The 13,503-nt window shown below is 65.5% G+C and carries 12 protein-coding genes; 5 read left to right on the top strand and 7 right to left on the bottom strand.

Annotated features, from left to right (window positions below):
* Window positions 1-9 precede the first annotated feature (9 nt).
* The 4 genes from AUL38_RS07655 to AUL38_RS07640 all read right to left on the bottom strand — a co-directional run bounded on the left by AUL38_RS07655 (window position 10) and on the right by AUL38_RS07640 (window position 5,253).
* Complete coding sequence (locus tag AUL38_RS07655; RefSeq protein ID WP_059060755.1) at window positions 10-2,145, bottom strand: 3-hydroxyacyl-CoA dehydrogenase NAD-binding domain-containing protein; 2,136 nt, start codon at window positions 2,143-2,145, stop codon at window positions 10-12.
* 5 nt (window positions 2,146-2,150) lie between these two features.
* The gene (locus AUL38_RS07650) at window positions 2,151-3,344 is read right to left on the bottom strand and encodes an acetyl-CoA C-acyltransferase (RefSeq protein WP_369795299.1); all 1,194 of its coding nucleotides are present in this window, start codon (window positions 3,342-3,344) and stop codon (window positions 2,151-2,153) included.
* Window positions 3,345-3,469: 125 nt separating this feature from the next.
* On the bottom strand, window positions 3,470-4,636 hold the full coding sequence (locus AUL38_RS07645) for an HRDC domain-containing protein (protein WP_059060741.1): 1,167 nt from the start codon (window positions 4,634-4,636) through the stop codon (window positions 3,470-3,472).
* A complete protein-coding gene (locus AUL38_RS07640) occupies window positions 4,633-5,253 on the bottom strand; it encodes a DUF3000 domain-containing protein (protein ID WP_059060739.1) in 621 nt (206 codons plus the stop codon). Before AUL38_RS07640 ends, AUL38_RS07645 begins: the two co-directional genes overlap by 4 nt.
* An 87-nt stretch (window positions 5,254-5,340) precedes the next feature.
* Between AUL38_RS07640 and AUL38_RS07635 the strand changes: the two genes are divergently transcribed.
* The 3 genes from AUL38_RS07635 to AUL38_RS07625 are packed head-to-tail and all read left to right on the top strand — an operon-like array spanning window position 5,341 to window position 8,262.
* Window positions 5,341-6,552, top strand: a complete 1,212-nt coding sequence (locus AUL38_RS07635; protein ID WP_059060737.1) for a S9 family peptidase — start codon at window positions 5,341-5,343, stop codon at window positions 6,550-6,552.
* A gap of 10 nt (window positions 6,553-6,562) precedes the next feature.
* Window positions 6,563-7,627, top strand: a complete 1,065-nt coding sequence (gene zapE, locus AUL38_RS07630) for a cell division protein ZapE (protein WP_059060735.1) — start codon at window positions 6,563-6,565, stop codon at window positions 7,625-7,627.
* Window positions 7,628-7,629: 2 nt separating this feature from the next.
* Window positions 7,630-8,262 (top strand): type II toxin-antitoxin system PemK/MazF family toxin, encoded by a 633-nt coding sequence (locus AUL38_RS07625; RefSeq protein ID WP_153006515.1) that lies wholly within the window; start codon window positions 7,630-7,632, stop codon window positions 8,260-8,262.
* A 9-nt stretch (window positions 8,263-8,271) separates the two neighbouring features.
* Here AUL38_RS07625 and AUL38_RS07620 read toward each other — a convergent pair whose 3' ends face one another.
* Window positions 8,272-9,723 (bottom strand): MDR family MFS transporter, encoded by a 1,452-nt coding sequence (locus tag AUL38_RS07620; RefSeq protein ID WP_235590649.1) that lies wholly within the window; start codon window positions 9,721-9,723, stop codon window positions 8,272-8,274.
* A 149-nt stretch (window positions 9,724-9,872) separates the two neighbouring features.
* On the opposite strand from AUL38_RS07620, the gene AUL38_RS07615 reads away from it, so the two are divergent.
* On the top strand, window positions 9,873-10,508 hold the full coding sequence (locus tag AUL38_RS07615) for a TetR/AcrR family transcriptional regulator (protein WP_161937420.1): 636 nt from the start codon (window positions 9,873-9,875) through the stop codon (window positions 10,506-10,508).
* On the opposite strand, the gene mgtE is transcribed toward AUL38_RS07615, so the two are convergent.
* On the bottom strand, window positions 10,505-11,857 hold the full coding sequence (mgtE, locus tag AUL38_RS07610) for a magnesium transporter (RefSeq protein WP_059060732.1): 1,353 nt from the start codon (window positions 11,855-11,857) through the stop codon (window positions 10,505-10,507). The genes AUL38_RS07615 and mgtE overlap by 4 nt on opposite strands.
* 294 nt (window positions 11,858-12,151) lie before the next feature.
* Between mgtE and AUL38_RS07605 the strand changes: the two genes are divergently transcribed.
* On the top strand, window positions 12,152-12,424 hold the full coding sequence (locus AUL38_RS07605) for an Rv0909 family putative TA system antitoxin (protein WP_059060730.1): 273 nt from the start codon (window positions 12,152-12,154) through the stop codon (window positions 12,422-12,424).
* Window positions 12,425-12,506: 82 nt separating this feature from the next.
* On the opposite strand, the gene AUL38_RS07600 is transcribed toward AUL38_RS07605, so the two are convergent.
* Window positions 12,507-13,466, bottom strand: coding sequence for a threonine/serine dehydratase (locus AUL38_RS07600; RefSeq protein ID WP_059060728.1), 960 nt, complete (start codon window positions 13,464-13,466; stop codon window positions 12,507-12,509).
* Window positions 13,467-13,503: the final 37 nt, after the last annotated feature.

Raw genomic sequence — 13,503 nt, 5'->3', positions numbered from 1 at the left:
CGAGAGGGACTAGCTCTTCGCAGCGATCCGGGGATCGTGGAACGTTCCGCCGAAGACACGCTCGGATGCGCCGACGCGGTCCAGGTACGGTGTCGCGCCGCCTGCCTGGAACGGCCAGCCGGCACCCAGGATGAGACCAAGGTCGATATCCTCGGCGGCGTGGACAACACCCTCGTCGAGCATGATCTTGATCTCGTTGGCGAGTTCGTCCTCGACGCGGCGCAGGATCTCCTCTGGCGCGACCGGGGTCTTGCCAAACTTGAGGGCCTTCTTTGCTGCCTTCGAGAGGTCCTCGACCTTGCCGATCTTGTTCTTCACGAGCGGCTCCTCGAGCTCCGACATGGCGTGCATGTTCGGTGACGCGTAGAAGCGCTCGGGGAACGCGGCCACCATCGTGTCCTGCACGTGGGCGGCGACCTTCCATCCCACCAGGTCAATGAGCTCGAACGGACCCATCGGGATGCCGATGGGAGCCAGCGACTGCTCGACAACGGGCAGCGGAGTGCCCTCGTCGAGCGCGCGCGCAGCCTCGCCCATGACCTTCGCGAGCAGGCGGTTCACGACGAAGCCCGGACGATCTGCCGTGATGATGGCACTCTTGCCGAGTTGCTTCGCGATGATCATCGCGGTCGAGAGCGCCTCGTCGCTCGTTGCAGGGCTCTTCACGACCTCGAGCAGCGGCATAACCGCGACCGGGTTGAAGAAGTGGAAGCCAACGAGCCGTTCGGGGTTCGCAAGCTTCGACCCAATCTGTTCGACGGACAGCGAGGAGGTGTTCGTTGCGAGGATCGCCTCGGGGGAGACGATCTGCTCGATCTCTGCGAAGACCTGCTGCTTCACCGTGAGCTCCTCAAACACGGCCTCGATGACCCAGTCGCAATCAGCAAAGAGCGACTTGTCGGTGGTGCCGGTCACGAGCCCCTTAACCTGGTTCGCGTCGTCCGTCGACAGACGGCCCTTCTCGTGCATCTTGTCGATCTCGCCGTGAATGTAGGCGACGCCCTTGTCAACGCGTCCCTGGTCGAGATCAGTGATGACGACGGGCACGCGCAGTTTGCGCGCAAACAGGAGGGCGAACTGGCTTGCCATGAGGCCCGCGCCGATAATGCCGACCTTCTGCACGCGCTTTGCGAGCGCCTTGTCGGGTGCGCCGGCCGGACGCTTGGCGCGCTTCTGGACGAGGTCGAATGCGTAGATCGACGCAGCGAACTGATCGCCGGAGATGAGTTCGGCGAGCGCCTCATCCTCACGGGCGAAGCCAGCCTCGATGTCGTTGTCCTTTGCGGCGGCGAGCAGATCGATCGCCGCGTACGGCGACTTCGCTGCAGTGCCGAGCCGTGACTTTACGGTGTCCCGTGCGACCTTGATCGCGATGGGCCACTTCGTCATGCGCTCGATCTTGCCTGGCTCGTTCGGGCGCTCGACCTTCGTCTTGCCCGTGAGGACGCTGTCGGCCCAGGCAATGGACTGCTCGAGGAAGCTCGCCGCGCCGAACATCGTGTCGAAGATACCAAGTTCGTATGCCTGCTCGGGCTTGAGCATCCGGTTGTTCTGCAGCGGGTTCGAGACGATCACCTTCAGCGCGTTCTCGATGCCGATGAGGTTCGGGAGCAGTGTCGCGCCACCCCAGCCGGGGATGATGCCGAGGAAGACCTCGGGGAAGGCGATCGCTGCGGTCGACGAGTCGAGCGTGCGGTAATCGCAGTTCAGTGCGATCTCCAGTGCGCCACCGAGCGCGAGGCCGTTCACGAACGCAAACGAGGGAACGCCGATCTTGCCGAACTTGCCGAGCACAAAGTGCCCCGCCTGTGCCATCAGGCGTGCGTTTTCAGCGGTGGCAAGCGTCGACACCTTTGAGAGGTCTGCGCCTGCACCAAAGATGAACTGTTTCCCGGTCACCGCTACGGCCTGGATCTCGCCAGCTGCTGCGCGCTGCGTGAGCGCATCCAGCACCTCGCCGAGGCCTTGCAGGGTGCGCGGCCCGAAGGTGTTCGGGCGCGTGTAGTCGCGCCCGTTGTCGAGCGTGATGAGCGCGAGTGTGCCGCCAGAGGGGAGCTTCACGTCGCGAACGAAGGACTCGGTAACAACCTCGTCGTCGGAAGCGCTTACGATCGGCGAGAAGTCGATCTTCGAGTAGTCAGTCATATCGGTTACTTACCCTTCTTGCCGTTGTAGTGGGGGTTCTCCCAGATCTGGGTGCCGCCCTGGCCGAGACCAACGCACATTGCAGTGACGCCGTAGCGCACGTCGGGGCGCTGCTCGAACTGGCGAGCAAGCTGGATCATCAGGCGAACGCCAGTCGCCGCGAGCGGGTGCCCGACCGCGATGGCGCCGCCCCACATGTTGACGCGGGGATCATCGTCAGCAATGTCGAAGTGATCAAGCAGCGACAGCACCTGCACGGCGAACGCCTCATTGAGCTCGAAGAGCCCGATGTCAGCGATCGAGAGACCGGCCTTCTTCAAAGCCTTCTCCGTCGAGGGGACCGGGCCCAGGCCCATGACCTCTGGCTCGACGCCAGCGAAGGCGAACGAGACGAGGCGCATCTTCGGCTTCAGGCCGAGCTCCTTCGCGGTGTCGCCCCCGGCGAGCAGCGACATCGTTGCGCCGTCGGTGAGCGGGGATGCAGTGCCGGCGGTGACGCGGCCGTGCGGGCGGAATGGGGTCTTCAGCGTCGCGAGGCCCTCAAGCGTGGTCTCGGGTCGACGACCCTCGTCCTCTGTAGCGAGGCCCCAGCCTGCCGCGGACTGCACCGCGACCGGAACGAGATCCGGCTGGATGTCGCCGCGATCGTATGCAGCCTGCACCTTCTGCTGGCTGAGCATGCCGAATCGGTCCGAGCGCTCCTTGGTGAGCTGCGGGAAGCGATCGTGGAGCCGCTCCGCCGTCATGCCCATGTTCAGTGCGTCGGGGCTCACCATCTTCTCGGCGACGAAGCGCGGGTTGGGATCCGCGCCCTCACCGATCGGGTGCCTGCCCATGTGCTCGACGCCGCCGGCGACCGCGAGGTCGTACTGGCCCGCGCCAATTGCTGCGCCCATAAACGATGCGGTGGTCATAGCTCCCGCGCACATTCGGTCGAGCGCGAAGCCCGGCACGGTGTTCGGGAGGCCCGCAAGGATGGCAACGGAGCGCCCGAGCGTAAGCCCCTGGTCACCCTGCTGCGTCGTTGCTGCGATGCCAACATCGTCGATCCGGTCAAGCGGAACCTCTGGGTTTCGCTCGACAAGTCCCTGGAGCGCCTTAACGGCGAGGTCATCGGCGCGGGTTCCCGCGTACATGCCCTTTTCTCCGGCGCGTCCGAATGGGGTTCGTACCCCGTCTACGAATACGACTTCTCTCATTGTGGCCACTTCGCCTCCATCATGTGGTGTGTTGGATGCTCTCATCCTACGAAGTCAGCCTTGGGAGCGCAGTTCGGGTGCGCGGATCGCGCGCTGCGGGGCGCGAGGTTTCCAAAAACTTGGCGTTAGTCTACAAAAACGACTGAGAGAATTGGTGCAACAAGTGCAAGCTGCCACGGCCGGGCGCCGAGGTCCGCGAGCCGATTCGCGACGCCCTCGGGAGAGGGATCTGCGGGTGGCTGCCACGCGAGCTCGCGCACGAGCGCCGGGGCGATGAGGTTCTCAGGAGGCATATGCTGCCGCTCCGCCTCCGCGGTGACCACAGCGCGCAGCTCGGCAAGGCGATCCGCGGCCTCGGGATGGCGCTGCGACCAACCGCGATGGCTCGGGATCGTGCCCGGCTCGCGCTTCTTTGGCCCGGGGAGATCCTCCGTGGTTTTCCCGCGCAGGATCGCGCGCCACCAACGGTCGAGCTCAGTGCGGCTCGCTCGGCCGCGGAATGTCTTCATCGATGCGAGGGAACCAGCCGAACGCGGGTTCGCGGTCACTGCCGCAACGATCGACGAGTCCGGCAGGAGTCGGCCTGGCGCGACATCGAGTTCCTGCGCGAGCTCGTCGCGGGCAATCCACAGCTCCCGCAGCATCGCGAGCTGCCGCGGGGCCTTCATTCGGTTCCCGCCGGACAGCTTGCGCCACGGCTCAAGCGCCTTGGGCTTCGGCGGGCGCACGCGCACGGCCTCGAACTCCTGTTCGGCGAAATCGAGCTTGCCCGCCTCAAGCAGACGCGCAGCGACAGCGTCACGCAGATCAGGCAGCAACGCTACGTCGAGGGCCGCGTATTCGAGCCACGGCTCGGGCAGTGGCCTCGTCGACCAGTCTGCCGCGGAGTGCGCCTTCGCGAGCTCAACGTCGAGCAGCTCCGCGGTCACCGAGCCGAGCCCGACTCGATCAAGTCCGAGTAGACGCGAACCGAGTTCGGTGTCAAATAGCCGTGCTGGGATGAGTCCGATCTCCGCGAGGCTCGGAAGATCCTGATCAGCGGCGTGCAGCACCCATTCGTCGCCGGTGAGTGCCGCCGCGAGCGGCGAGAAATCGGTGATGTCGACGGGGTCGAAGAGGAAGGTGCCTGAGCCACGCCGGAACACCTGAACGAGGTAGGCGCGGTTGCTGTACGTAAAGCCTGAGGCACGCTCGGTGTCGACGCCGAACGGGCCGTCACCCGCGGCGATGAGGGCGCTCGCCTGTGCGAGCCCCGCGTCGTCCGTAACGAGCGTCCAGCTGTCCGGGCTCATGAGGTCACCGCGCTGCGCTGCGCGCGGACTCGCTGTTGGGTTAATGATGCGACACCCTCCTGCTGCGGCAAGCCTGCGAGCAAGCACAACAATTCTGACCAAGCTTCGGCATGGGCGGCGAAGCTGCCGCCGAGCGGGGTCCACGAGGCCCGCAGTTCGATCTGCGCACCGTCACCGCGCGCTTCTAACGCCCCGAAGCTGCTCGACAGCACCTTGGTGGCGGTGCCAGAGATATAGCTGTAGGTTGCCTCGCGCGATTCGAGTGCGTCGACAAGCCACGACCAGGCGACGTCAGAGATGAACGGATCGACACCGATCTCGAGCTCGAGCGGCGCTTGCGCGTAGCAGACGATGCGGAAGTCACCACCCCACTCGTCAGCTGAGTTTGGGTCGTGCATCAACACGAATCGACCGGCGCCGGCGGGGGAGTCGAGCACCGACTCCGGATCGGGGCCGGTCGCCTCACGCACCCCCGCAGCAAACGCGATGGAGTGCGGTGCGATGCGGTCGGGCGGGGCAATTTCGCGCACTGCGAGGTCACTACGCAGCGTTGCGCCGCGAAGCTCTTCGGCTGCGCTAGCAAATTCGGCGGGGAGCGCCGTGGGCGGTGTGGACACATCCGAAGACTAGAGTTTCCGTTGTGCCCTGACGTGCTGCCACGCCGGGCCAGCCGAAATATACGCGCACCCTCGAACGGAGTCGGGATGAAAACGAGACAGGCACTCGCTGTGGCGGGGGCTACTGCTGTCGGAGTCGCGGTCGGGGCGGTGGCTATCTCCGCCGGACTTGCCGCGATGCTGGCGCGGCTCTCGGTCACTGTGGATCGAGGGCTCGAACGCCCAGTGCAGGTACGCCGCGTGGTGCCAGGGGAGACGCCGCTCGTGTGGATCAGCGGCGAGGGATCGGGCGCCCGCGGTCAGCACTCGTTGCTCTTTGATCCCCCTGGCGCCACGCCTGGGGGAGGCACCGGCGCGATCCCGACGGGCCATGCCCGTCTCGGGCCGGTGATCGGCCGCAACGGACGAGACGTGTTGCGCGCCGTTGTGGGCGTCGACAGCGGCGAACTCGTGCCTGGCGCCTCCGGCCGCATGGTCGGCTGGTGGTACACGTCACCCGAGGAGCTTGGGTACCGCGTCGAACAGACGACATACGAGTCTGAGCACGGCCCGATGGACGCCTGGATCGTGCATCCCAAGCGGAAACGCAAGAAGCGCTGGGCGATCCACGTCCACGGTCGCGGGGCATCACCCGCTGAAACCTTCCGCGGCATAGAGCCGTTCGCACGCGCAGGCGTGACGAGCATGATCATCCAGTATCGCAACGACCTCGGCCAGCCAGCCGGCCTCAACGGCCGTTACGGCATGGGAATTTCCGAGAGCCGCGACGTCGATGCCGCGATCGCTGCTGCCCGGGCTCGCGGTGCGGAACGCGTCACACTCATGGGCTGGTCGATGGGTGGCACTGCGAGCCTCATCAGTCTGGCGCGCGGCACACACCGGGACATCATCGACGGCGTGATTCTCGAGTCGCCCGGCGCAGACTGGCCAGGGATCCTCCGCGACAAAGCGCGGCAGGCGGGCTTGCCGCGCCTCATCGCCGACGTCGGCATGGAGCTGCTCGCACGCGGTGTCGTTGCTTCGGGCGAAGCTGAGGGCGTCGATTTCGAGGACCTCCGGCCAGAGGTCCTCGCGCAGGGGATCGACGTCCCTGTGCTTGTCCTCGCGAGCCCGAACGACCGCTTCGTACCGTGGCACGGTTCGCAGGTCATCGCAGCCGAACAGCCCGATCTCGTGCAGCTGGTGAGCATCCCGGAGGGCGGGCATGTGCGACTGTGGAACGCCGACCCTGAGCGCTGGGAACAGACCGTGCTCACCTTCGTGTCGGCACTCCCTCAGCCGGGCTGGCGAGGGCATTAGACTAGAGCGGATGTCTGCTACCCAAACGCACAGTTTCGCGAGCCTTGTCGACCGCAATCCGCGGATCTCGGGCACCGAACTCGTTGCGACCCTCGTGCCCCCGCCCCAGTTCGCGAACGCAAGCTTCGACTCGTACGTGCCCGATGAGAACTATGATTCGCAGGCCCAAGCCCGCGACTTGCTGCGGGCCTTCGTGTCACCGCGCGGCAACGGCAACGGCAAGAGCGGCGGCTTCTTCGGCTTCGGCCGTAAGAAAGCCGAAGCGGCCCCCGCTGCAGCCTCGAAGCCGGGCGTCTATCTCGACGGCGGCTTTGGAGTTGGCAAGACCCACCTGCTCGCAGCAGCGTGGCACGCACAGCAGGGCCGGAAGTACTTCGGTACGTTCATCGAGTACACCGCGCTCGTTGGGGCGCTTGGATACGCGGGCGCAGTGAGCGTGCTGCAGGGCGCGAAGCTTATTTGCATTGACGAGTTTGAGCTCGACGACCCGGGCGACACGATGCTCATGACACGCCTCATCGGGGATCTGACGAAGACCGGCTCGAAGTTCGTCGCGACGTCGAACACGCCACCGAACGCGCTCGGCGAGGGCCGCTTCGCCGCCGCTGACTTCATGCGCGAGATTCAGGCGATGTCCGACCGGTTCACGACGATCCGCATCGACGGCGTGGACTACCGCCAGCGCGATCTGCAGGGCGAGGCAGTCGCCCTGTCCGATGAGGAGTACCAGTTCGCACTTGCCGACGTCGCTGCTTCCGGTCTGCGCATGACCGACGACGGCTTTGACGAGCTCATCGCTCACCTTGCGACGGTGCACCCGTCGAGCTACATCGGGCTGCTCGAGGGCGTGCAGACCATCGGCCTGCGAGGTGTGCACGAGCTCACTGACCAGTCGGCGGCCCTCCGATTCGTTGCGTTCATTGACCGCGTCTACGACGCGCAGATTCCGATCCGGTCCACTGGGTTGCCGCTCACCGAGATCTTCGGTGGCGGGATGATCGACGGCGGCTACCGGAAGAAGTATCAGCGCTGCCAATCACGACTGAATGCGCTCACCTCGCACGAAATCGGGTAGCCGTGGCCAACAACAGCATTTGGTATCAGATCGGCGTCGCGCTTCGGTCGATCCTTGGGCTCGACAAGCGGGGCGGGGCACAAGCGCCGCCGCGGGCGCAGGGGCCGACGGCAACGCTCAAGCCGAAGGTTGGCCCCAGGCCCGGCGGCCCACGCGTCGACTCCGCGCGGCCCACAGCCGGGTCGCAGTCCTCGGGCGGCGACCGCGGGTACGAATCAAGCCCTGGCCAGTTTGGCGAGGGGGCGACGCGCGACGTCGCGGCGAGTGAACTGCGCGGTGCGAAACTCGAATACGCGCCGAGCATGGACGGCGACCCCGATCCGGGCGAGATCGTCTGGACCTGGGTGCCGTACGTTGAGAACGACGGCCGCGGCAAAGACCGACCCGTGCTGATCATCGGGCGGATCGACGCCACGACCGTCTTCGGCTGCTACGTCAGCTCGAAATTCCACCGCGACTTTATCTCCATCGGGAGCGGAGCGTGGGATTCCCAAGGCCGAGAGAGCTTCGTTTCGCCCGAGCGGATCCTCCGAGTCACGCACGGCGGGATGCGTCGCGAGGGCGCAGTCGTCGCCCGCGAGCGCTTCACCGAAGCCGTGCGTGGTGTGCTCGCCTACCATCGCCTCAGTAACTAGCGGTACGCGCTACCGACGAGGAATCTTGGTGAGGAACGGGGCGCACACGACCGCCACCACCATGATGGCCCCACCGACCGCGAATGCCAGCTTTGCCCCAGCTACCTGGGCCGCGGCATCTCCGGTGCCCGCCCACGCTGCACCGATGGCGAGCGCTCCGATCAGGGCGGCCGTGCCCGCCGCGCCAGCAAGCTGCTGCAGGGTGTTGAGGATCGCGCTGCCGTGCCCATAGAGCGGCAACGGGAGCGAGCTCATGGCATGGGTCATCATCGGAGTCTGCACGAGCGCCATGCCAACCGAGAAGGTCACGTGCATCGCGATGAGCTGCCCCGTGGTTGTGTCCGCCGAGATTGTACTCAGCCACCACTGCGCTCCACAGAGGATGAGTACGCCTGGAATCACCAGCAGTTTCGGCCCAAGCAAGTCGTAGAGACGCCCGACAACGGGTGAGAGAACGCCCTGCGTGATGCCGCCAGGCAGCATGATCAATCCGGTCGCTAGCACGGTGAGCCCGAGCCCCGACTGGGCGTAGATCGGCAACACGACGACGGAGCCAAGCATCACGCCGAAGGCGATCGTGAGGATTGTCACGGACAGGCTGAAGTTTCGTTCCTTGAACGGCCAGAGATCGAGCAGCGCTGCATCACCGGCCGCCTGGAGCTTCTTCTGACGCAGCGTGAAGATCACCAGCGACACAACGCCGATGGCAAGCGCCGCCGGCGGCACGAGTGAACCGTGAGCAAGTTCCGAGGCCGAGGAAACCGCGGTGATCACGCCGCCAAAGCCAAGCACCGAGAGCGCGACCGAGGGCAGATCGAGCCGCACACGTGTGCCGCCACCCAACTTGGGCATGAGGAACAGTCCGATTACGAGAGCGATCATCGCAACGGGGACCATGAGGCCGAAGACCCACCGCCAGCTCAGCGCCTCGATAACGACGCCCGACAGGGTGGGGCCGATTGCTGGCCCGACTGAGATGACGATGGAGTTCAGCCCCATCACGGTGCCGCGATACTGCGGCCGCACGAGGGTGAGCGTCGTGGTCATGAGCAGTGGCATGATGATCGCGGTGCCGCCGGCCTGAATCACTCTGGCTGCAAGCATGACCCCAAAGTTCGGCGCGATCGCTGCGATGGCGGTGCCAATGAGGAACAGGACGAGCGCCGCGATGAAGAGTGTGCGGACTGAGAAGCGACTGAGCATGTAGCCCGTGGTGGGAATCACCACTGCCATGGTGAGCAGGAAGCCGGTGGTGAGCCACTGGATCGTCGTGGCGCCAACGCCGAACTCAGCCATGAGGGGTGGCAGGGCAACACTCAGCACGGTCTCGTTCAGGATCATGACAAACGCAGAAATCGCGAGGATCGCAATAACCGCCGTAATGGTCCGGGTGCTCGGCTCTTCGGGCTGATCGCTTGCGGGGGGCGGCACGGGGATGCTGCCGGTCTGGGGAGAAGTCACGTGGGGTAATCGCTTTCCGGTCGGCGACATTTGGCCAACAGTAGATTGTGGCACACAGTGCCAGTATTTCGTAATTCGGTTCTTCTCCCGGTATCGTCGAACCGGGGAAGCGCCTCGCAGTGGTGATGGCGCTCGATGAAGGGAAGAGTGTGTCCAGAGACGCAGGTACCGGAGCCTTGGCATGCGAGACCGGGGTGCGCGAGCGCCATCTGCGCGAGACCCGTCAGCGCATTCACCTTGCCGCGCTCGAGCTGGCGGAGTCTCGAGGCTGCTCGGCCGTGACGGTATCCGAGGTCGCTGCCGCAGCCGCCGTGTCACGACGCACGTTTTTTCGCTACTTCCGCAACAAGGAGGACGCGGTGCTCGCGGGCCACACCCGCTACTACGAAGCGGTCCAGGCCCATCCGCTGCGGGTCAGCAGCCCCGCGGACGCACTCGCAGCGATTGAAGCCGTTGGCGATGCGGTGCTCGCGGAGGACGCGCAGCCCGACCTGGCCGAGCATCGCCGGATCCAGGCCCTCATCGCGGGAGACCCAGCGATCCGATCGTACGCCGTCGCTCAGGATCGCGACATTGCGGATGTGCTGCGTGATCGCCTCGCCGAGCTCATGCCTGGGCAGCCGATGAACGAGCTCGAGCTCATCGCCGACCTGGGCGTGACGACCTGGCGGCACGGCTGGGTGCGATGGACCGGTCAGCCGACTGGCGGGCAACAGGAATCTCCTGCAGACAGCCATCGCGCGGTGCGCGCTCGGCTGCGAGACCTCGTCGCTGGCGGTGCTTAGAGCCCGAGGATGGCTCGGGCAATGAGGAAGTAAATGATGAGGCCGCTCGCATCGACAAACGTTGAGATGAACGGGTTGGAGAAGACAGCGGGGTCGACCTTCACCCAGCGGGCGATGAGCGGCATGATGCCCCCGATGGTTGCCGCGACCGTACAGATTGCTACCAGCGTGAGCCCGATCACTGCGCCGATCTCCCAGCTGTAGACGAGGCCCGCAATGCCGAAGCCAAGCGTGCCAAGCAACAGGCCGAGCATGAGCCCGACGCGCGCCTCACGGCCCAACACACGCGCAATATCACGCGCCCGGACGTCCCCGAGTGCGAGCGCGCGGGTGACGGTCGTCGCAGCCTGGTTGCCAGTGTTGCCACCTGTGCCGATGAGCAACGGTACGAACAGTGCGAGCACCGTCACCTGCGCAAGTGTGTCCTCGAAGACGTCAAGCACCTGCACCGTGAGGGTCGCGCCGACAGCGAGCACGAGCAGCCACACCACCCGAGAGCGGACAAGCTGCATGATGGGAGTCGCGAAGTACGGCCGGCGCAGGGGTTCCACGCCGCCCTGTCGCGCGGAGTCTTCGCTCTCCTCGTGCTCGATGATCCGCATCGCGTCGTCAAAGGTGAGGAGGCCGACAAGCCTGCGCTCGCGGTCGACGACCGGGATCGCCACGAAACCGGCCTCGGTGAGCTTACGCGCAGCGCGCTCGGCGTCGTCGCTCGCCTGGACGCTCTGCGCCTCGTTCATGATCGAGGCGATGATCGTCTCAGGCTCGGCAGCGATGAGATCGCGCAAGCTCACCACCCCGGCGACGCGACGCGCGTCGTCCAGCACGGGAAGGAGATAGATCGTCTCCGCGTCCTCGATCCGGTCGCGGAGCCGCGCCATCGTGTCCGCCACGGTGTAGTCCATGCGGGTCGTGACGTACTCCGGCGTCATGCGCCGGCCGACTGAGGCTTGTGGGTAGCCCAGTACAACCGAGGTCAGTCGGCGTTCGCGTTCGGAGAGGCCGTGGAGCAACTTCGGGGTGAGGGTCGCAGGCAACTCGTCGAGGAGCCACACGCGGTCATCTGGATCGAGCCCCTCGAAGATCTCGGCAACCTCGGTATCGCGGAGACTTCGGACGAGATCACTCTGCACGGAAGGATCGAGCGCCTCAAAGACCTCGAGCGCTTCGTCCTTGTGCAGCAAACGGAACACGATCGCCCGCTGCTTCGCGGTCAGCCGCTCAATGATGAGCACGATGTCCTCGGGAGCGACGTCCTGCACCGTGTGGCCGAGCTCCTTGAGGTCTTCCTCAGCGAGCAGCTTCACAATGCGGCTTTCCAGTTCGTGCTGGTCGACTGTCTCTTGCACTGCACTGTCCCTTCTCCGAGGAGTGCCGTCGTCGACAGCTCCGTAACGTCGCACCGCGGGCGATGCATCATGGGTGAGCGTGTGTGCTGATCCTCCGCGCTGGGCGCCCGCCGAACTGCCCGGCGTGGAGTGAGAGCAGCGACGCAGCTGAACACGGTTAACGCTATCAGAGCACAGGGTAATGGCTTCGGGCAGGCCCAGAGGCAACCAAAAGCTTGAAGTTGCTATGAATCTAGAGGCATAATTCAATCAAAGCGCTGAACTGCTCAGTGCTTCTTGGGGAAGGAAGAGCATATGGCGAACGAAGATTTGGGTAAGCAGGCGTCCGAAGCCGCTGGCAAGGCGAAGGATTTCGTCACTGACAGCGCCGGCAAGGCCAAGGAATTCATGGCTGAGAACGCTGACAAGGTCAAGGAAGCACTCAGCAGCGACAAGGCTGAGGAGCTCAGCGACAAGGTGCTCGGTTCGCTTGCGGACGTCGCCAACAAGATCACTGGCGGCTCGCACGCTGACAAGGTCGACGAGATCAAGCAGAAGCTCGACGATTCCTTCGGCAACGAGAAGTAGTACCACCTCTCAGTTCGGGCAACCGATCGAACGGCAGCGGCCTCGTGCTCTCCCTCGCGGGGAGCACGAGGCCGCTGTCTGGTTACCGGAGCACCGTAGCCGGGAGACGATCCAGCGTCGCCGGGTCGGTGTTCGCCCCGCATAGGATGACGGCGACTCGCTCGCCCGCATCCGGGGCGTATGCGCCGGAGGCCAACGCCGCATAGGCCGCAGCCGCCCCCATCTCCGCAGGTATGCGGTACTCCTGCCACAGCGCCCGTCGCGCATGGGCGATGTCCTCGTCCTCGACGAGTACGCTCACCGGTGCGGTCGCCTCCGCGGCCTCCCAGCCCTGCGCGCCGATGCGGCGAGCGCCGAGGGAGTCCTGTGCAATGCCGGAAACGGCGATGTCGACCGGTCGGCCCGCTTCCAGCGCAGAGCGGAGCGTCGGAATCGTTCGCGGCTCAACCGCCACGACGCTGACGCCGTGCGCGCGGGCGGCCGCGGCGATGCCCGCATACAGTCCGCCACCGCCGACGGCGACGATGATGGTGTCGACGTCCGGCAGATCTTCGATGATCTCGAGACCAATGACGCCGGCGCCCGCGACAATCTCCTGCTGGTCGTATGCGTGACAGAACAGCGCCCCGCTGTCAGCGACATGCTGCTGGGCAGCTTCGTATGCCTCCGCATATTCGGTGCCCTGCTGCACGACCGTGGCCCCGTAGCCACGGAGCAGATTCACTTTGACCGCCGGCGCGTTCTCGGGCACGAACACGGTGGCTGGCACACCCAGCACGGAAGCCGCATACGCGTTCGCGAGCCCAGCATTGCCGCCTGATGCCGCGACAATGCCCACCTCGGGGTCGAGCTCGCCGAGTTCTTGCGCTCGGAGTTGACGGTTAAACGCGCCGCGTGTCTTGAAGACACCGCACCGCTGCATGTATTCGGCTTTGAACCATACGTCCGCGCCGCGCGCCGGGTCTGCCGGAACCAGGGGAGTGCGGCGCACGTATCCGGCGGTGCGGTGCTGCGCCGCTTCGAGATCGGCGAGGGTGAGCATGCGACACTCCTTTGCTCGGCGGACGGTCCGCTGGACG

The organism is Leucobacter sp. G161 (assembly GCF_001482305.1).
Taxonomy (GTDB): Bacteria; Actinomycetota; Actinomycetes; order Actinomycetales; family Microbacteriaceae; genus Leucobacter.
This window is presented reverse-complemented; position numbering and strand designations above follow the sequence as displayed.

Coding starts and splice junctions, on each gene's coding strand:
- AUL38_RS07655 (WP_059060755.1), bottom strand. CDS start 2,145: ATGACTGACTACTCGAAGATCGACTTCTCGCCGATCGTAAGCGCTTCC.
- AUL38_RS07650 (WP_369795299.1), bottom strand. CDS start 3,344: ATGAGAGAAGTCGTATTCGTAGACGGGGTACGAACCCCATTCGGACGC.
- AUL38_RS07645 (WP_059060741.1), bottom strand. CDS start 4,636: ATGAGCCCGGACAGCTGGACGCTCGTTACGGACGACGCGGGGCTCGCA.
- AUL38_RS07635 (WP_059060737.1), top strand. CDS start 5,341: ATGAAAACGAGACAGGCACTCGCTGTGGCGGGGGCTACTGCTGTCGGA.
- zapE (WP_059060735.1), top strand. CDS start 6,563: ATGTCTGCTACCCAAACGCACAGTTTCGCGAGCCTTGTCGACCGCAAT.
- AUL38_RS07605 (WP_059060730.1), top strand. CDS start 12,152: ATGGCGAACGAAGATTTGGGTAAGCAGGCGTCCGAAGCCGCTGGCAAG.
- AUL38_RS07600 (WP_059060728.1), bottom strand. CDS start 13,466: ATGCTCACCCTCGCCGATCTCGAAGCGGCGCAGCACCGCACCGCCGGA.